Annotated in this window: 17 protein-coding genes; 5 read left to right on the forward strand and 12 right to left on the reverse strand. The window is 67.3% G+C overall.

What is annotated here, in order from left to right; genetic code table 11:
• Nucleotides 1-275: 275 nt before the first annotated feature.
• The 6 genes from ACIPY8_RS15040 to ACIPY8_RS15065 form a co-directional block, all read right to left on the reverse strand.
• A complete protein-coding gene (locus ACIPY8_RS15040) occupies nucleotides 276-851 on the reverse strand; it encodes a hypothetical protein (protein WP_400819744.1) in 576 nt (191 codons plus the stop codon).
• 27 nt (nucleotides 852-878) lie between these two features.
• Nucleotides 879-1316, reverse strand: coding sequence for a helix-turn-helix domain-containing protein (locus ACIPY8_RS15045; protein ID WP_400819747.1), 438 nt, complete (start codon nucleotides 1314-1316; stop codon nucleotides 879-881).
• A 389-nt stretch (nucleotides 1317-1705) separates the two neighbouring features.
• Nucleotides 1706-2944, reverse strand: coding sequence for a PASTA domain-containing protein (locus ACIPY8_RS15050; RefSeq protein WP_400819749.1), 1239 nt, complete (start codon nucleotides 2942-2944; stop codon nucleotides 1706-1708).
• A gap of 75 nt (nucleotides 2945-3019) precedes the next feature.
• Nucleotides 3020-3934: a hypothetical protein gene (locus tag ACIPY8_RS15055; RefSeq protein WP_400819752.1), complete on the reverse strand. Its 915-nt coding sequence runs from the start codon at nucleotides 3932-3934 to the stop codon at nucleotides 3020-3022.
• A gap of 599 nt (nucleotides 3935-4533) precedes the next feature.
• Entirely contained in the window at nucleotides 4534-4920 is a 387-nt protein-coding gene (locus ACIPY8_RS15060) for an ASCH domain-containing protein (RefSeq protein WP_400819755.1), read from the reverse strand.
• Nucleotides 4920-6440: a hypothetical protein gene (locus ACIPY8_RS15065; protein WP_400819757.1), complete on the reverse strand. Its 1521-nt coding sequence runs from the start codon at nucleotides 6438-6440 to the stop codon at nucleotides 4920-4922. The genes ACIPY8_RS15060 and ACIPY8_RS15065 overlap by 1 nt, the downstream gene beginning before the upstream one ends.
• A gap of 262 nt (nucleotides 6441-6702) precedes the next feature.
• On the opposite strand from ACIPY8_RS15065, the gene ACIPY8_RS15070 reads away from it, so the two are divergent.
• Both ACIPY8_RS15070 and ACIPY8_RS15075 read left to right on the forward strand, forming a co-directional pair.
• A complete protein-coding gene (locus ACIPY8_RS15070; protein ID WP_400819760.1) occupies nucleotides 6703-7533 on the forward strand; it encodes a DUF2971 domain-containing protein in 831 nt (276 codons plus the stop codon).
• 185 nt (nucleotides 7534-7718) lie between these two features.
• Nucleotides 7719-7847 carry a hypothetical protein gene (locus ACIPY8_RS15075; RefSeq protein WP_400819763.1) on the forward strand — a complete coding sequence of 43 codons (129 nt, stop codon included), beginning with the start codon at nucleotides 7719-7721 and terminating at the stop codon, nucleotides 7845-7847.
• A gap of 66 nt (nucleotides 7848-7913) precedes the next feature.
• Here ACIPY8_RS15075 and ACIPY8_RS15080 read toward each other — a convergent pair whose 3' ends face one another.
• From ACIPY8_RS15080 to ACIPY8_RS15100, 5 genes are all read right to left on the reverse strand, one after another.
• The gene (locus tag ACIPY8_RS15080) at nucleotides 7914-8987 is read right to left on the reverse strand and encodes a hypothetical protein (RefSeq protein ID WP_400819765.1); all 1074 of its coding nucleotides are present in this window, start codon (nucleotides 8985-8987) and stop codon (nucleotides 7914-7916) included.
• Between the two features lie 276 nt (nucleotides 8988-9263).
• The gene (locus ACIPY8_RS15085) at nucleotides 9264-10592 is read right to left on the reverse strand and encodes an MFS transporter (protein WP_400819767.1); all 1329 of its coding nucleotides are present in this window, start codon (nucleotides 10590-10592) and stop codon (nucleotides 9264-9266) included.
• The gene (locus tag ACIPY8_RS15090) at nucleotides 10589-11494 is read right to left on the reverse strand and encodes a polysaccharide deacetylase family protein (protein ID WP_400819770.1); all 906 of its coding nucleotides are present in this window, start codon (nucleotides 11492-11494) and stop codon (nucleotides 10589-10591) included. Before ACIPY8_RS15090 ends, ACIPY8_RS15085 begins: the two co-directional genes overlap by 4 nt.
• Complete coding sequence (locus tag ACIPY8_RS15095) at nucleotides 11491-12669, reverse strand: ROK family transcriptional regulator (protein ID WP_400819773.1); 1179 nt, start codon at nucleotides 12667-12669, stop codon at nucleotides 11491-11493. Before ACIPY8_RS15095 ends, ACIPY8_RS15090 begins: the two co-directional genes overlap by 4 nt.
• An 88-nt stretch (nucleotides 12670-12757) precedes the next feature.
• Nucleotides 12758-14206: a gamma-aminobutyraldehyde dehydrogenase gene (locus ACIPY8_RS15100; protein ID WP_400819775.1), complete on the reverse strand. Its 1449-nt coding sequence runs from the start codon at nucleotides 14204-14206 to the stop codon at nucleotides 12758-12760.
• 100 nt (nucleotides 14207-14306) lie between these two features.
• On the opposite strand from ACIPY8_RS15100, the gene ACIPY8_RS15105 reads away from it, so the two are divergent.
• The 3 genes from ACIPY8_RS15105 to ACIPY8_RS15115 are packed head-to-tail and all read left to right on the forward strand — an operon-like array spanning nucleotide 14307 to nucleotide 16568.
• Nucleotides 14307-14774 (forward strand): Lrp/AsnC family transcriptional regulator, encoded by a 468-nt coding sequence (locus ACIPY8_RS15105; protein WP_400819777.1) that lies wholly within the window; start codon nucleotides 14307-14309, stop codon nucleotides 14772-14774.
• A gap of 43 nt (nucleotides 14775-14817) precedes the next feature.
• Entirely contained in the window at nucleotides 14818-16224 is a 1407-nt protein-coding gene (locus ACIPY8_RS15110) for an NAD(P)/FAD-dependent oxidoreductase (protein WP_400819779.1), read from the forward strand.
• Nucleotides 16221-16568, forward strand: a complete 348-nt coding sequence (locus tag ACIPY8_RS15115; protein ID WP_400819781.1) for a cupin domain-containing protein — start codon at nucleotides 16221-16223, stop codon at nucleotides 16566-16568. The genes ACIPY8_RS15110 and ACIPY8_RS15115 overlap by 4 nt, the downstream gene beginning before the upstream one ends.
• On the opposite strand, the gene ACIPY8_RS15120 is transcribed toward ACIPY8_RS15115, so the two are convergent.
• Nucleotides 16556-18043, reverse strand: coding sequence for a carboxylesterase/lipase family protein (locus tag ACIPY8_RS15120; protein ID WP_400819783.1), 1488 nt, complete (start codon nucleotides 18041-18043; stop codon nucleotides 16556-16558). The genes ACIPY8_RS15115 and ACIPY8_RS15120 overlap by 13 nt on opposite strands.
• Between the last annotated feature and the right edge of the window lie 19 nt (nucleotides 18044-18062).

Here is an 18062-nt window from a genome sequence, read left to right on the forward strand (position 1 = left end):
AGTCGGGGTCTTCTTGTTCCTTTCACTTACAAGTGTACCCGCCGCCGGCGACATCGGCGAGGAGAGATTCTCCCCGGCGCCCTTCAGAGGCTTCTTCATCGGGTTCTGAGCAGATGTCGTGCCGCGCAGTCCAACCGAGCGCCAGGCGTGCGTACACGGCCGCTGAGGGGCAAATGAAGGCCGGGCGACACCCGGTGAACTACATCGCTGTTATTCAAACAGGTTCGATCACCGGGAATCGTCGACTCGCTAGAGCAAGTGGATCAGGCTGCGGCTTAGTCGGTGGCGCTTCCGAGAAGCAATCCGTCTGCGATCCCGTGTGTGGACTTACCCGAGAAGGTGCGCTGCATGTGTGCGAGAACGCACGTCGCGAACTCCGGACACCCAGCCTGTTCGAGCTGAAGGTGGGGCTTCTTCGAGGCGTCGGCACTACCGAGATGGGCCTCGATCACTGCGTCGACGGCCTCTGCGTGGTTGGCCGCCACCAGCATGAAGAACGAGTCAGGGGTGTGCACCTCGTATGGGAGCTCGTCCAGGTCGACGTTGTCAAACAGGCCCGCGTCCGCGATGACGTAGACGGCATTGCTCGATACGGCCGCGGCGTGGAGACGGCTGGTTCTCTCGTCTGCGCCGGACAAGTCCGACAGATCCGGTTCATCAACGACATCGTCAACAAAGATCCGGGCTTCGTCCCGCTCTGGCGCCGCAACGTGCTCGGCGCTGAAGAACTCGTCCGTCGAGTGGAGGACGAACAATCCTCCCTGCGTGTACACGCGCAGCATGAGCAGCCAGAGGCGCAACGTCTTGGACACCAAGACGTTTGCGTCGACGAATGCTACCGGGGTGCGCACACGCTCAGACTAGCGCGCAGGCTACATCTACTGGTTCTTACCCAAAGACAGAAGCGCGTCGACTGCGTCGCGACGAGCGTCTTCACGCTCCGATCTCACTGCGATCACGTCTCGTAGGTGTAAGCGATGGTGGGAACCGGCCATGACCGGCGTCAGAGACCCGTCGCGGATCAGCTTCATCACCGTGGGACGCGACACTCCGAGCAGTTCCGCCGCAGCCGACGTGGTCAGCAAGTCGGGCATCGTCTGCACACTCATCGAGCCGCCGAGCGCAACTCGGCTCATCACACCCGCGAGCAACTCAACAAGGCGAGCGGGTAGTTCAACCTCATGCCCGGACTCCGTGGTGAACATCAGTCGCGCGATCTTGTCATCGCCCACGTCCTGCACTGCTTTGTTGGCAAGAGCCTGGGTCTCTTCGTCGACAAGTACCGTCCCGCGCGTAAGGAGCGTCGAGGATGCCATCAGATCCTTCTTTCAGGTATGCGAAAGCTACGGCTAGCTGGGGGCGTACGAGCTTCACCTGCAGGTGCAACGATAGACCAATGGCGCCCCATTCCGAAATCCCATCTCGGAAGTCAAGCCTATGAATCTGCTGCAACGGGTCAGCCTCGCGGAGGCCGGACACAAGCGGTCGCGTGAACCTCTGTCCAACGGGATTGCTCCCAGCAGGATGCCTCAGGCGCTGACTCAGCCGACGATCAGCACGTGAACGGACACGCAGAGCGAGCCACTTCGAGCGGGTGACGCTTCGAGTTGGTCAGTTCAGCCAGGCTCTGGCTGAGGGCAAGGCCGCCTCTCGGACGAGGCAGGTCAGTCGTCTCCGATTCCTGCGTCAGAGGACCACGTCTCGCCTACCCACAGCTGACGACCGCATAGCGTCCCGTGGACGTGGCTGTCTTGATGAGTTGACCGTTGACGTAGATGTTGCAGGTGACGCTGTTGCCGTCCATGATCTGGGCGTTGAAGTTGCGGTAGCCGGAGTCGGTCGGCCAGGACATTCGCCACGGGAGCGGGGTGTCGCCCGCCTGGCTGATGCTGAAGCTGTTCGGTGGCACCCAGGTAACGGTGCCACGACTTCCGTTCGACACGACTTCGTACACGGTGGACGGCGGTTCAAGGGTGATGGTCACGGTGTCGCCGGGCTTGACGACTGTGCCAGCGGCAGGGTCTTGGGTGGCGACCGCCTGCGAGCTGGACTTCGAACCCGTCACGGTCAGTTTGGCGTTCGAGAGCGCGTTGTTCGCTGCAAGGTCCGTCATCCCGACGACGCTCGGCAGCTGCACTCCCCACGAGAGTGAGATCTTGCTGGCGATGGGTAGTTTGCCGTTGACGATCTCCGGATCGGTCCCAGTCACGACCCAGGCTGGGTCGTACGGGTCGCCAGGATCCGAGGACACCACCGCCAGGAACCCGGCAGCCGTAAGCGTGTCAACTGCCCCCTGCAGGTTGATTCCGATAACTGCGGGGGCGTCGGCGACGGGGCGGTCGAGTGTGACCCTCAGGTTGGATCCGGCTGTCGAGGTTCCGCGGTCGGCTTGGGTGAGGACTGTCCAGTCCTCGTATCCGTCGATGAGGCTGTCGGAGGTGTCGGCGGGCAGAACCTCGAGCGCGACTTCGGCGCCTGCGTCGCGCGCGTCGCTGTAGGTCATCCCGTCCAAGTCCGGGATCGAGACTTCGGACGGGACTACCTCAAGTGTCACAACTTCGTCCGCATGAATACGCTCGTCCCCGGCTGGGTTTTGAGAAGTCACCACGCAGAACTCGGGTCCGCGGTCGTCGTCTTCGCAGAACGACGAATCGGTGTGGAAGACGCTCTTGAGCCCGACGCCGTCGAGGGCGGCCGTGGCGTCAGCGAGGGTCTGCTGTTCGACGACCGGAACCGACACCCGGGTGACTTGGTCGACGATGACGAACGCGACGAGCCCGAGCGCGACCACGCCTGCGACGATGATCCCGCCGACCAGGATCGAGCGCTTGCGGATCCGGGAACGAATGCGGTCCAAGAGCGTGCCGCGTTCAATCGCTGGTGCTTCCGGATCGTCACCGGGCATCTGGGTGCCGGGCTCTGCTCCCGAAGACTCATCTACCACCGTTGCTCCTTGGATTCAGGGTTGCTGGTTCGGGGAGGGCCGGCACGTGTGACCTGGCCCTCCCCTGCTCGCGAATTACTGGACGGCGACGAACACCTTGTCGGTGATCATGCCGGCGCGGACCGCGAGGACGCCGTCCACGGGGCTCGGGACCTGGATGGCGTAGTTACCGGTCGCCGACGCGCCCTCGTACAGCGGCGAGGTGCTGTTCATGGCCTCGGGGGCGAGGACGAGCTTCTCGAGCGGGTCGATGGTCACACCATCAGCGGTGACGTAGTCGAGGCCGACGAACGCGGGCATCTGGCCTTCGGGGTCGGTGCCGATGTACGTGACGGTGTAGTTGACGAGGATGAAGACGGAGCCCGCGTCGGGAGCCTCGTTGTACGGGTTCTCCGCGGCGATCTGCGCGTTCGCGTCGAGGGTGACGGAGTTGACGACGACCGTCCAGTCCGAGGACGAGAACGGGGTGCCCAGGGCGATGGGGTTCTCGCGCGTGCCAGCCTCGGCTGCGGCGCCCTCGTCGTTGGCGGGAGCGTCGGTTTCCTCGGTGACGCTGGTCGGGGATCCGACCTCGACGTCCGAGCCGCCGAATGCGTCGTTGAACGCGGTGGCGACGACGACGGTGAAGACGATGATGCCGATGATGGTGCCCACGATGGAGACGATGATGGCGGTGACACCCTGCCACTTCACCTTGCCCTTGAGGAAGAGCGACACGATGCCGAGGATGAAGCCGATGGGCAGCAGCACCCAGCCGACGATGAGGGCGCCGGGGATGCAGGCGAAGATGAAGCCGACGGCCGACACGATGAGCGCGATGAGGCCGAGGATGTTTCGCTGCTTCTTCGTTGGCGGCGCGACGGCGGCGGGAGCCTGTGGCAGGCCGTGCTCGGGAGCTGGCTGCGCGTAGGGCGCGCTCGGTGCGGGCTGCGCGTACTCGGGGGCGGGCGCCGGCTGCGCGTCGGGAGCCGGGGGCGGGACGTTCGTCATGATTCTCCAGGTGCTGTGTTCTTGCGGGGGCGCGCGCGAATGGCGCGGGACCCATAGCCCCTGTGACTCCCCCAGTGTCCGGATGGACAACCTCAATCTAGTGGCACCCACAGACATTCCACAGCGAATGGAGATAACGAATTGAACGGGCGTGCAGTCCTCCGCCTCACACTTCAGGCCGCGCCGGCCGCACGGACATCGTCGCGAGCGAGTGCACGCTTCTGTCGAGTGCGAGATGGCCACGCCCCACCTTGGCGCTGCGAGCTGGAGGAGGCGTCGGGACATCGGGAAGGACCTCTGCCGGCACGTCGTCATTCACGAGGTCGAGCTTAACCAGCGGCCGCGGCACCCCCGTAATTCCGCGGATTTCCGGGGCTTCCGCACCGGAGCAACTTAGATGACGAAATAAGCGGTGTGGAGCGTAGTCACGCGCCAGTGTTCTCAGGGATCACCTGGATCAACTATCGAGGTGGGTCATAGCGAGCTGAGCAGGTACGCGGGGTCGGCCCGTTTCGTCTCGTCGCTTCGCTCCTCGCTCATCTCGAGGCCCGCTAGGACCACCATCAGAAACAGTCCGCCCGGATCAGGAAAGTTCGCCCCTAAGCTCCAGCCAACGCGGGCGTAGCGGCTGGCAAGTAAGCGAAGCTCTGCGGGACCGCTGGCCGAGGTTCGATGTCCGCCAGCGCCAGTGGATCGTCGAACCGGCTCGCCTCTGCGACAACGATGGCCACCGCGGAGTCTCGCCCCTCGTAGTAGGCACTGTAGGAGGCGTGGTCGATCTCCCCCACATCACCAAAACGGCTCCAGATCTCCTCCGGAGTGCCGGACACCACCTCGGCAATGGTGAAACGACCGATGACCATACTCACCGGAGCCGTGGCGTACACGATGACGGTGTCGATGTCCGGAGCAAGGCGACGCTTGCGGAACTCAACAGTCTTACGACCATCCATGATGGCGTCCGCCCAGTGTTCATGGATCGCCATCAGGGCGACGCGTTCAGCATCTGCTCGACCCACGCGATTGCCTTTCCGTCGGCGACCCGAACTATGGACTGTGGCCAACTTCTCACGAGACTATTCGAAACGATGTCATCCAACGTCCAAGGCGGAACGAGGAAGCGGTCGTGTCGAAACAGGATCGTCAACACCGCCTTTCCATCTTGATGTAAGCCTGCGACATCGTCCGCGGAGTAGACCGTCCGCTTGAATGACAACTCGATCGTCTCGACGGGGTCCGCCGACCGACTGGACATCTCGGCGACACCGACCGCGACGATCGCGCCGTCGCCTCGCTTCTTTCCTTGACTTCGATAGAACAGAAGGGTCGAACCGGCGGGGATCGACTTGGTCGGGCTGTGGCAGAGATACGCCTTCCGGATGGCGTTGCCATGCGCCTTCGTCGACGCCACGGTTCCGGGGATGACGGCCACTCCGGATGCGCCGATAACCGTCGCGTCGGGGAAAAGGTCTTCGTACCATTGCGGAGTGATCGGGATGATGAACACTGGCTGATCCGTCCGGATCGCCGGCGGTCCGTAGGCCACGTGATGCTCGAGACCACCGAGCGCTTGTCCGGCCTGTGGATCGAGTGACTTCAGATATACGTGTTCATCGGGCTTACCCGGTTTTAAGGTGACGAAGGCGAAACCAAAGTCACGGAGGAACTCCACCATTCGGACCTTGGCAGCGTCGACCTCCACAAATAACTCGCTGGGGCGTCCCGGCTCGGAGGCGGCCCACCTCAGCACCGCCTTCAACATCAGTTCACCGAGCCGGCGGCCGGCTGCACTATCGGCTACTTTGAAAGTCGATAGCTTGATCGCCTCAGCACCGGGCACGGACGGGTGCGCGTCGCGCATCTTGACGATTGCCATCGCTTCGTACTCGCCGCTCGGGGTTCGAACCACCCACGCACGCCTTGTTATCGACTCCGTCTTCACTTTGGCAACCCAAGCGTCGAAGTGCGGTGAGTAGTCTCGTCGGAGGTCATCGAAGATGCCCTGTGAGGTGTCTAGAAGATACGTCTTCATCTCCTCGACCGACGGGGGCGGCGGAGGAACATCGGGATGCCATGCAGCAAGTTGAGTAGCCGCTTCGCCTGGCGTCAGCACTTTCAATTCGAGCCCGAGTCGCCCGGCCCGCTTCCGCAGCCGCGTGTCATCGGTGACCAGAAAGTGGACGGCACCCACATGGAGTGCAGCGAGAATGCGAGCGTCACGGTCATCGTTTTTCCCGATTGGGGACGGGAACTCGGCAAGAACGGCTGGAGATGCAGGCTCATCGGTCAGCGCAGGGTACTTTTCGAACGCGGCGAGGTTCTGCGCGCGATGAGCCGGGTCACGCGTTTCGCCGAGATCATCGCGCGTCGCCGGGTGCACGAAGACGACGTGGCCATGCTCTCCCGCGATTCGGAGAAACTTGCTCACCGGCGCATGTCGCGCCTCGAGCTTGCCGTTGAAGGGCTCGGCGGCGATGACGACGTTCGAGTCGATCAAGAATGTCATCGCAGTCTGCATGAGTCCCCCGCGGCTGATGCTATTGTGCTTCGACTCTCGACACGTGGATTCGTTATCAACGAGTTCTTCAGCGCGGGACGGCAGACGCGGCCCACACGGCAGCGCCTGCCCCTAGCCTGGGTGGGTGAGCAGAACAGGCCGTGCCTCGGCGAGCGATGAGGTTGATACGCCAGAAGGGGTGATCACGCCATTGCCCTTTAGCGAGCATTACCACGGACCGATCTGGCACTTCACTGACGCTAGCGCCCTGGTGAGCATCGTCGAGAGGCAAGAGCTGTGGGCTTCTGCGGCGACGATGCTGAACGACCCTGAGGAACTGGTGTATGGCGCGGCGCGAATCGTCGACTGGTACGAAACGCATGGCGAAAGCCTGCCGAAGAACATCGGGCTACACCTGCAGCTCACGGAGATCCTGAAAGACAACTTCATTGAGCGTACGCAGGAGAACCCGGCGTACGTCGTGTGCGCATCCACCGACTACCGGGTCTTGAACCAGTGGCGGAACTATGGAAGTACGTCCGGTGTGAGTCTCCGGCTTGAACCACATGCACCGCTGGTTCATGACGACGCTGCGGACGCGGGCTTCCTCTTTCTGCCTCAGTGGGTTGAGGTCAAGTACGCGCCGGCGGATCAGGACGCGAGGATCGGACGCGTCCTAGCCGACATCGGCACAGGAAGACTCCGAGACGTTATTGCGAACAACCCCGGGATCGCGAACATGCTGATCCGCGGCACGCTTGCTTCCCTTGCAGCGTCGATGAAGGACCCCGCTTACGCGGAGGAGAAAGAAGTGAGGCTCGTAGTGCATCTCCCAGATGGGCGTCAACCGCATCATCGGGGATCGACTAGGGGCGTTATTCCGTTCCTGAAGATCACTCACGACGCGATGCTCGGCTGGGAGCTCCCGGGGCGTGCGTTGGTGGGCGAGAGGGTCGGTTTGCCTATTCAGGAGGTTCGGGTCGGACCTCCCGACGGTGAGAGTGAGCGTCAGCGGATCATCGGTGTTAGGTCACTCCTGAACACCCACGGAATCGAGGCAGCAGTAAACGGCTCGACCATCCGGTACCTGCCAGTCCAGTAGCCAAGGCCGAGTAGCTCCGCACCCAGCGCGCAACGTTTGTCGCTCAGGATCTCGTCAGATGAGGGTCGCGTAGTTCTCCGGCCGCCTCGCCCTTGCTGGGGCTATGGCTACCGCCGTGACCATGGTCATCGCGCTGCGGCTCGGACACCCTGATTTCGTAGGACTTCCCGCAAGTACTGGCCACCGTGTACCCGGTACTCACCGCCATCACGGTCATTGCCTTCGCAGCATCCATCACCGCCCACCTCATCCGACGCAGGCTGAACGTCGTCGCCGTGCAGCTCGCCCACTTGGGCGCGAAGGTGTCCGTGTGAGGGAGTGTCACCTGGCGGCATTGCTTCGCGGGGTGAGGGGCAGGTTGGCCGACAGGCGCCCGCGGGTTAGTGCATGGTCATCTCTCGGAGCGTGCCAGTGAGAGTCGGGGTGATGTCGTTGGGCTTCCACTGCAGCCAGCGGGTCGAGGCGGGAAACTCTTCCATGGCCTTGGGCTGCGGAAAGGGCGAGATGATCAACAGCGAATTCCTGCCGTTGTTAGCGAGGCGCCGGAAGTAATTGGACGAGATCCCACCCACTCGAGGGCTGGAGTGCACCGCAATGAGTACTCTTCTGCCAGTAAGACTTACGACCGCGGCGTCCGCTCGACTGTGGCGTCCTCTCGAGCGCTCATCGTCCATTCCGACGTATGGCTCGCGCTCGTACTCGAGTCCGAGCGAGCGTGCAGTCCGCTCAACGGCGGCGAGAGCGTCTATCTCGAACGTGCGTTCCTGCGCGACGGAGGACTCGGCAAGACTTCCAGCGGTCGCCCTGGCATAACTCGCGAGCGCTGCACTGATCATCGCTTCCTGTGCCGCCGCCTCCGTTGCCTTGACGGACCGAAGCGCCTCCTGCGATGCCTCGCTCGAATCGTCGGGTTCCTCCAGCAGCGCCTCGGCCTTGCTGCCAAGCGTGTTGACGAGGCCAGCGCATGCGATCTGCTGAGCGTCGTCCGTCGCCGTGACCGCGAGTTCCTTGAGTGTGGCAATGGCGACCGGCTCCGGGAGCGGAACATCGAGCTTCACGGATGGGAGTGCGCGATCCGCAGTCCACTGAAAGGTCGTCCACCACCGATCTGCCTCTTCTGCGGCTTGCTGACTGGCGAGTGCGGCTCGAGACGTCTCGACCTGACCCTTGATCCCGCGGTATGCGATCATCGCAGCCACCAGCGCAGCGATGCCGCCAAGGCCGGGACTCTTCACGAAGTCCTGGACGAACTGACCGATGGCTTCGATGTGACCTGTGCCCGCGCCGATGGTGAGTGCAGCGACGCCGACCGCTACTCCCGCGCCCGCTCCGACTACCGACGCCCATACCCAGCGCGTGGCGGTTCGAACTGGCGGAGGTGTCGGGACGCCGAGAGTCGGCTTCGCAGACGGGCTGGAGGCGGAGGGGGCTTCTGCCAGCACGTCGTCGCTCACGAGGTCGAGCATAGCCAGCCACCGCAGCACCCGCGTAGTTCCACTGATCTCCGAGGCCTCCGCACCGGAGCAACTTAGATGACGAGATCGGCGGGGTGGAGCGTGGCCGCACCCCAGTGCTCTCAGGGATCACCTGGATCAACTATCGAGGTGAGTCATACCCGCTGAGCGGACACGCGGGGGCGTTTCGTCTCGTCGCTGCGCTCCTCGCTCAACGACCAGGGGCGCCGATCCGGTCGTTGAGCGAGCGCAGCGAGACGAAACGCGCTGGATGGGTCAGACGTCGCGCGCGCGGATCGGGTAGAGCCAGAAGCACAGCCACGCGAGCGCCGTGAACACGAGCGGCACGACCGCGACCATGATCCGGATGCCGCCGTCGACCGTGTCCGGCTGGGCGGCGTCACCCAGGCCCGCGTCGAACCCTGACGCCGTGAGCACGGCCGCCGCGACGACGGCCTGCAGCACGACCGACCCGCGCACGACGAAGCCGTTGATGCCGAAGTACGCTCCCTCACGCCGGTGCCCCGTGCGCGCGGCATCCTCGTCGATGATCTGCGCGAGCACGACCTCGAGCAGCTGCAGCAGGCCGCCCACTCCGACGCCCACCGCGACGCCCACGAGCGCCGCCGCGAGCACGCTCGTGGGCAGCAGGTAGCCGAGTACGGCGACGCCGAACACGGACACGCTCCACAGCAGCGCCGTGCGGGGCGAGGTGCGGCGCACGACCGCGCTCCACAGCACGATCGACGGGATCGCGGTGACGAAGATCGCCCCGAGCAGCAGGCTCCCCTCACCCTCCGCCGCTCCCAGCGAATAGCGGACGTAGAACGGGATCGCGGCGAGGATCACGGCGATCGACGTCTGCACGAAGAGCGAGCCGAGCACGTAGGGGACGAAAGCCCGGTTCGCGAACGTGTACCGCAGCTGGTCGCCCCAGCGCATGGCCTCGGACGACGCCTCGGGCACCCGGCGCTCGATCATGCCGCCCGCGAACGACCACACCAGCATCACCAGGCAGACCGCGGCGAGCGCGATCGCCATGCCCGACCAGCCGATCCAGCCGTACAGCGCCGGCGCTCCGGCCGTGCCGAGCACCATTCCGAGGATCGCGAAGATCTGCCGGGGCACGTTCCCGCGAGCGCGCTCCTCGGTGGTACGGAAGATCTCGGGGAACAGCGCCGAGATGTTGAGCACCACGACGACGAAGGCGATGTCGTACACCGCGACGACCACGAGGAACCAGACGATGAGCCCGGCGGTGGGCAGCGCCGGCGGCATCCAGACGAGCGCGAACGCGACCACGAGCGGCACGATGCCGATCCCGATCCACGGGATGCGGCGCCCCCACGGCGTGCGGATGCGGTCGGAGAGCGCCCCGGCCACGGGATTGAGCACGGCGTTGAGCACGCCGTGCGCGATCATCGCGGCCGCGACCCAGCCCGGGGCGACGCCGAGGTGGGTGACGTAGAAGTAGACCACGAACGCCGAGAACGTCTGCGCCATGAGCTGCGTCGGGAAGCCGGAGGCGCCGAACGCGATGGCCTGTGCCCTGGTCGGCGCGGCGTCCAGCCGGCGGTCGCGCAACCGCGTGGTGAGCGAGGTCACCGCTCTCCCCTCTGCAGGGCGCGCAGCTCGCGCCATCCGATGCGGACGAGCCCCTCCTCGTCGATCGCCTGCAGCACCATCGGATCGTCGAGCAGCCGCAGCTCGTGCCCGCGCTTCTCGGCGCCGAAGTCGACCACCGCGCGCAGCTCCTCGTCATCGACCATGGGGTGCAGGTAGATCTCGGTGACCCCGGCCGGCACGGCACGCAACAGGGCGAGGAACCCCTCTCGCACCCATTCGTAGGTCTCTCCGGGCAGAGTCTCGAACGGATGCGTCCAGAGGCGGTCGACGATCTCGACGCCCAGCGCGTCGGCGGCCGCAGCGGCCTCCGTGAGCTGAGCCTGGAGCGCGGGGTCGCCGGCGGCGCCCTCCATCGTGCGCGGAAGACGGAAGGGCAGGCCGTGTCGCGCCGCGAGCTCGAGCACGGGTCCGAGGAAGTCGCGGCCGGTGAGCAGCCCGTACACCGAGCCCATGTGGTTGTCGAGGTGCGTGACGTCGACGCCGGCGTCGAGGGCCGCCTGCAGCTGCGCCTCGATCTCGGCGGCGACGTCGGCCGTCGCGGCGTTCTGCTCGACCGCGAGCACCTCCGCCGGGAAGTACCCCGCGTCGTCGACAAGTGTGGAGGCGGTGCCGGTGAGCGGCCGCCAGCGGTAGCGCGTCCACTCGCTCGTGAGCACGAGGTGCACACCCACGTCGAGGTCGGTGCGGGAGGCCGCGAAGGCCAGCGCCTCCGGCGCCCAGGCGCACGGGACCATCACGGTCGCCGAGTCGACGCGACCGGTCGGAAGCAGCTGCGTGATGGCGGTGTTCGCCGCGTGGCACATGCCGAAGTCGTCGGCGTTCACGATGATCGCGCGTGCTCCGGGCGCGAGGCCGAGTCGGTCGGCGAGGTCGGAGATCATCGGACGGACCGGTCGACGGCAGCGGCACCGTGATCGACGGAGGCGCCGCGATCGACCGAGGGCACCAGACGCGAGAACACGGTCGCGCGCAGGGCGGCGGCGGACTCCTGCACGGCGCCGACCAACGGCGCCTCCGGCCCGAACGACGACACGAGGAAGCGCATCGGCAGCTGTGCGGCGTACTCCTCGGCGACGCGCGCCACGGCATCGACGAGCACCGGGTGCGCGGCCACGCCTCCGAGGATGAACGCCTCGGGATCGAGCACGAGCGCGATGCTGCCGGCGACGATCGTCAGGCGGCGTCCCATCTCGGCGGCCATCGCGAGTGCGGCCTCGTCGCCCGCGGCCGCGGCGTCCAGATGCTGATGGACGGTCTCCTCGGGATCGCGTCCGTGGGCGAGGGCGAGGTCGCGCACGACCGCGTCGCCGAGCACGGGCGCACCGATCGGCACGGGGGTCTGCGGCAGGAACGTGATCTCGCCCGCGACCCCGGAGAACCCCCGGTGCAGCGCGCCGTCGATCACGATGCCGCCGCCGAGCCCGTCGTCGAGCAGCAGGAGCGCGAAGCTCGCGAGCTCCGCTCCTCGGCCGTCGGCGAGCTCCGCCAGGGCGGCGAGGTTCACGTCGTTCTCGATCCGCACCGGCGCGCCGAGGCGGGCGGAGAGCGCGGCGCGGAAGGCACCCCCGTCAGGCCCCTGGTCGTCGCGGATCGCGCCGTCGGCCGTCACGATGCCGGGCACTCCGATGACGGCGACGTGCAGCGGTCCGTGCACCTTCTCGAGGCACGCCTCGATCAGGCCCGCGATGTGGTCGACCCGATCGCCGAGAGGCGGGAACGGACCGTGGGTCTCCACGCGCACGGCCCCGGTCGCGTCGACGAGAGCGACATGCGCCGCGGACGGCTCGACGTGCACGGCGGCCGCGTACCCGAGGGCGGGATGCAGGGAGACGCGTCCCGCCGCGGGACCGCGCGTGTCCCGGTCGACGCCCGCCGCGGCGACGGCGTCCGACCCCTCCAGCATCCGCAGCACCTGCGTGACCGCGGTGCGCGAGAGACCGGTCTCGGTCATGAGCTCGGCGCGGGTGAGCGGGCCGCGACGTGCCAGCGATTCGAGGATCGCGCGTCCGTTCAGCGTGCGCAGCAGCGTCTGCGGACCGGCGAGCGGTCGTGCCATGAGAGTCCCCCCGAGTCGACGTCCGACCCAGCATAGACACATCGCGTCTCACCGGTCGAGCGCCGCGGGAGCCCTCCCGCGAACCGACTCAGTCGAGAGCGGTCATCACGTGCTTGAGGCGGGTGTAGTCGTCGAAGCCGTACTGCGACAGGTCCTTGCCATAGCCGGAGTGCTTGAACCCGCCGTGCGGCATGTCCGACACGAACGGGATGTGCGTGTTGATCCACACGCAGCCGAAGTCGAGGTCGCGCGAGAACCGCATGGCCCGCGCGTGGTCGGTCGTCCACACCGAGGAGGCGAGCGCGTAGGGCACGTCGTTGGCCATCGCGAGCGCCTCCTCTTCCGTCTCGAACGACTGCACCGTGAGCACGGGGCCGAAGATCTCCCCCTGCACGGCCTCGTCGTCCTGACGCAGCCCGGTGACGATCGTCGCCTCGAAGAAGTAGCCCTTCTCGCCCTGGCGACGCCCGCCGGTCGCGATCGTCGCGTGCGCGGGAAGCCTGTCGACGAAGCCCGACACCTGGGCGAGCTGCGCCGCGCTGCTGAGCGGCCCGTACAGCACGCCCTCGTCCTGCGGAGCGCCGGTGCGAGCGTCGGTCCGCGCCCGTTCGACGAGCGACGCCACGAACTCGTCGTGCACGGAGGAGTGCACGAGCACGCGCGTCGCCGCCGTGCAGTCCTGGCCCGCGTTGAAGAACGCGCCGGTGACGATGCCCTCCGCGGCCTTGGCGAGGTCCGCGTCGGGGAAGACGACCGCGGGGGCCTTGCCGCCGAGTTCGAGGTGCACGCGCTTGACGTCGGCCGCCGCCGAGCGGGCGACCGCCATGCCGGCGCGCACGGACCCCGTGATCGCGACCATCTGCGGGGTCGGGTGCTCGACGAGCGCGACTCCCGTGTCACGGTCGCCCAGCACGACGTTGAGCGTGCCGGCCGGGGTGTGCACCGCGACGATCTCGGCGAGCAGCAGCGTGGTGAGCGGCGTCGACTCGGCGGGCTTGAGCACGACCGTGTTGCCCGCGGCGAGCGCCGGGGCGATCTTCCACACCGCCATGTTGAGCGGGTAGTTCCACGGCGTGACCTGGCCGATCACGCCGATCGGCTCCCTGCGGACGAACGAGGTGTGCCCGGCGAGGTACTCCGCGGCGGCACGGCCTTCGAGGCTGCGGGCGGCGCCGGCGAAGAAGCGGAGCTGATCGATCGACTGCAGGATCTCGTCGGCGACGAGGCTCGCTCGGGGCTTGCCCGTGTCCTTCGACTCGAGGTCGGCGAACTCCTCCGCTCGCGCCTGCATCTCGTCGGCGATGCGGAACAGCGCGAGCTGACGATCGGCGGGGGTGGTGTCGCGCCACAGCGGGAAGGCCGCGGCGGCCGCGGCGTAGGCGGCGTCGACGTCGTAGGGGTCGGAGATCGGCAGCTCGCCGTAGACCTCTTCGGTCGCGGGATCGATCAGCGGCATCCGGCCGGTGCCGTTCACGGGGACGAAGGCGCCGCCGACGAAGTTCTGCAGAAGCTCGGCGCTCGGATGCTCAGTGACCATGCCCGCCATGCTAGCGAGAGCACTGCGAATACAGAAGAGTCATCTGGGAATGACGATGGAATCAGTTGCGAGACACTCGGTCACCTGTCAATATCGACACATGAGCGCGCCGACGAAGCAGCCCGTGCTGGACGACATCTCGAAGCGGATCGTCGAACTGCTGCAGGAGGACGGCCGTCGCCCCTACGCCGAGATCGGCCGCGAGGTCGGTCTCAGCGAGGCCGCGGCGCGGCAGCGCGTGCAGCGCATGACCGAGGCGGGCATCATCCAGATCGTCGCGGTCACCGACCCCATGCAGCTCGGATTCCACCGCATGTCGATGATCGGCATCCGCGTCACGGGCGATCCGCGTGCGGTCGCCGAGCAGCTGACCGCGATCACCGAGCTCGCCTACGTCGTCGTGACGCTCGGCACCTACGACATCCTCGTCGAGGCCGTGTGCGAGAGCGACGCCGACCTGCTCGATCTCATCGCGACGCGCATCCGCACGATCCCCGGTGTGACGCACACCGAGAGCCTGCTCTACGCGGGCCTCTACAAGGACCTCTACAACTGGGGTACGCGCTGACGCGCCGCACCCTCCCCCTCACGCACACATCGGAGTGATGATCATGGGAACCACCGTCTTCGAACGCCGGCGTCCCGCGGATGCCGTGATCGATGCATCCCTGCAGGACACGGCCTTCCGCGTGTTCTGGCTCGACGACGTCGACCGCCCCACGCATCCGCCGCTGCGGGGCACGACGAGCGCCGACCTCGTGATCGTCGGCGGCGGTTACACCGGCCTCTGGACCGCTATCCGCGCCAAGGAGCGCGACCCCGGGCGCTCGGTCGTCCTGCTGGAGGCGTCGCGCATCGCGTGGGCGGCGTCCGGTCGCAACGGCGGGTTCTGCGAGGCGAGCCTCACGCACGGGCACGAGAACGGCGTCACCCGGTGGCCGCAGGAGATCGACCGCCTCGAGGAGCTGGGACTCGAGAACCTCGACGGCATCGAGGCCGCGGTGCGCCGCTACGAGATGGATGCCGACTTCGAGCGCACGGGTCAGCTCGCCGTGGCCGTCGAGCCGCACCAGGTCGAGTGGCTGCGGGAGGAGGAGGGCTTCCTCGACCGGGAGGCCGTGCAGGCCGAAGTGCACTCGCCCACGTTCCTCGCCGGCGCCTGGGAACGCGACGCGTGCGCGATGGTGCACCCTGCCAAGCTCGGGCTCGAGCTCGCGCGCGTGGCGGTCGAGCTCGGCGTCGTGATCCACGAGAACTCGCTCGTGCGGGAGATCTCCGGCGACGGCTCCGGCCCGATCACGGTCGTCACGCGCGACGGCGGGAAGGTCTTCGCGGAGTCCGTGGCTCTCGGGACGAACGTGTTCCCCTCGCTCCTGAAGCGCAACCGCCTCATGACCGTGCCCGTGTACGACTACGTGCTCATGACCGAGCCGCTGTCGTCCGAGCAGCTCGCGTCGATCGGCTGGTCGAACCGTCAGGGCCTCGCCGACAGTGCGAACCAGTTCCACTACTACCGCCTGACCGCCGACGACCGCATCCTGTTCGGCGGCTACGACGCCGTCTACCACTTCGGCGGCAAGGTGCGCCCGGAGTACGAGGACCGGATGGAGAGCCACCGCAAGCTCGCCTCGCACTTCTTCACGACGTTCCCGCAGCTCGAGGGCCTGCGCTTCACGCACCGCTGGGCCGGGGCGATCGACTCGTCGAGCCGCTTCTGCGCGTTCTTCGGCACGGCTCGCAAGGGGCGCGTGTCGTACGCGACCGGGTTCACGGGACTGGGCGTCGGGGCCGCCCGCTTCGCGGCCGACGTCATGCTCGACAAGCTGTCGGGCGAGCCGACCGAGCGCACCGAGCTCGCGATGGTCCGCGAGAAGCCGATCCCGTTCCCTCCGGAGCCCGCCGCCGCGATCGGCATCAACCTCGTGCGCGCCGCGATGGACCGAGCCGACCACAACGAGGGCAAGCGCAACCTGTTCCTCAAGACGCTGGATGCCGTGGGCATGGGGTTCGACTCGTGACCGGTCTCGCTCCGGGGGCCGTGGTGGATGCGGGGGCTCTGTCCCTCGCACATCAGGCGCTCCCGGCGTCCGAGGTGGTGTCGGGCGCTCCGACGACCGCGACGGCGGCTCTCGGCGCGCTCGGGGACATCGAGGTCGGCGTGTGGGAGATGACCCCCGGCACGGCAACCGACATCGAAGCCGACGAGGTCTTCGTCGTGCTGTCGGGGCACGCGCGCATCGACTTCGTCGACCCGCCGCTCCCGTCGATCGAGGTGGGTCCTGGGTCGCTCGTGCGTCTCGCCGAGGGTCAGCGCACGGTCTGGACGGTGACCGAGACGCTCCGCAAGGTCTACATCGCCTGAGAGTCAGTCGCCCTCAAGGGCCTGATGGTCGCGTATGCGTCGGCGACATCACGGCTCGGGACGTCGTAGACGCGCACCATGCCGGCATCCCCCTCGTGTCGCGGCCAGCCGGGATCGCCGTCCGTGACGAACGCGACGGCGGCCGCGTGCACCTCGTCGGCGAGCTGCTGCGGAGGATTCGGACCGGCGAGGTTCTCGATGCGCGGACCGTCGAGGCAGTCGAAGAAGAACGGCACGTCGAGGCAGTGCTCCGCGAACCCGAAGCGTCCGGACGGCCAGGAGAACCGGTACACCCAGGTCGGCGCGTCGCCACGAGCATCCGCCGCCCGGAGCACGCCGACGCGGAACATCCGGTCGGTCAGCACGCGGCCCGCGAGACGCGACTTGCCGAGCCGCACGACGTCGGCGTTCGCGGCGAGGTACTCGGCACGGGCGCCCCGCGGGAGGCCGAGCCGGTCGAGCAGGACGTTCCGCGGCACCCAGCGCAGCGCCTTCGCCGCGGCCCCGCCGAACACCATCGTGAACTCGTCGTCGGTGGCCCCGAGCACGAGGGGCTTGTCGGCGCCGACGCCCGCGCGCAGCGACTCGAGGGTCGGGCGCACGATGAGGTCGCCGTCGACGGCGGGACCCAGGGGGAGGCCCTCGTCGACGAGCGAAGCGATCGCCTGCGGACTCAGATGCATGGCCCTCTTCTGCAGCGTCAGCAGCCGCAGCTCGTCGACCGTCGACATCCCCGCGACGGTCGCCTCCACGCCGGCCGAGGTCGCCAGGGCGCGCCCGAAGGCCTCCGACCGCGCTGCCGCGACGTCGGTGAGCGCCGAGGACAGCGCGTACACCCCGTGGAAGAGATGCTGCGCCGTCGCCATGCCGAGGAGGGTGAGCACCGCGCCGCCGCCCGCGGACTGCCCGGCGATCGTGACCCTCCCCGGGTCGCCGCCGAACGCCGCGATGTTCTGCTGCACCCACTCGAGCGCGAGCAGCCAGTCGCGGACGCCGCGGTTCGCCGGGGCATCCTCGATCCATCCGAAGCCCTCGAAGCCCAGCCGGTACGAGAGCGTCACCGTCACGACGCCGTCGCGGGTGAACGCGCGGCCGTCGTACCAGGGACTCGCCGGAGAGCCGCTCGTGAAGCCGCCGCCGTGGATCCACACGAGCACCGGCAGGCCCTCGGCATCCGGGTCGGGGGAGAACACGTTGACGTTCAGCGTCGACGACCCCTCGACGCTCGGCTCCGGGATCAGCGTGTCGCCCTGATCGCCGCGCTGCGCGGTCGCCCCGAACTCGAGCGCATCGCGCACGCCCTCCCACGGCGCATGCGGCACCGGGGCCGCGAAACGGAGGTCGCCGACCGGCGGCTCGGCGAACGGGATGCCGAGGAACGCGGCCGATCTCGGCGCATCCGGACCTCCCGTCGTCGGACGCCAGCGTCCTCGGACGCGCCCCGCAGCGGTGTCGACCTCGACGAATTCGCTCATCACAGCAGTCTGCCGGATG

This window comes from Microbacterium sp. NPDC089696 (assembly GCF_044749125.1).
In the GTDB taxonomy this organism is placed as follows: Bacteria; Actinomycetota; Actinomycetes; order Actinomycetales; family Microbacteriaceae; genus Microbacterium.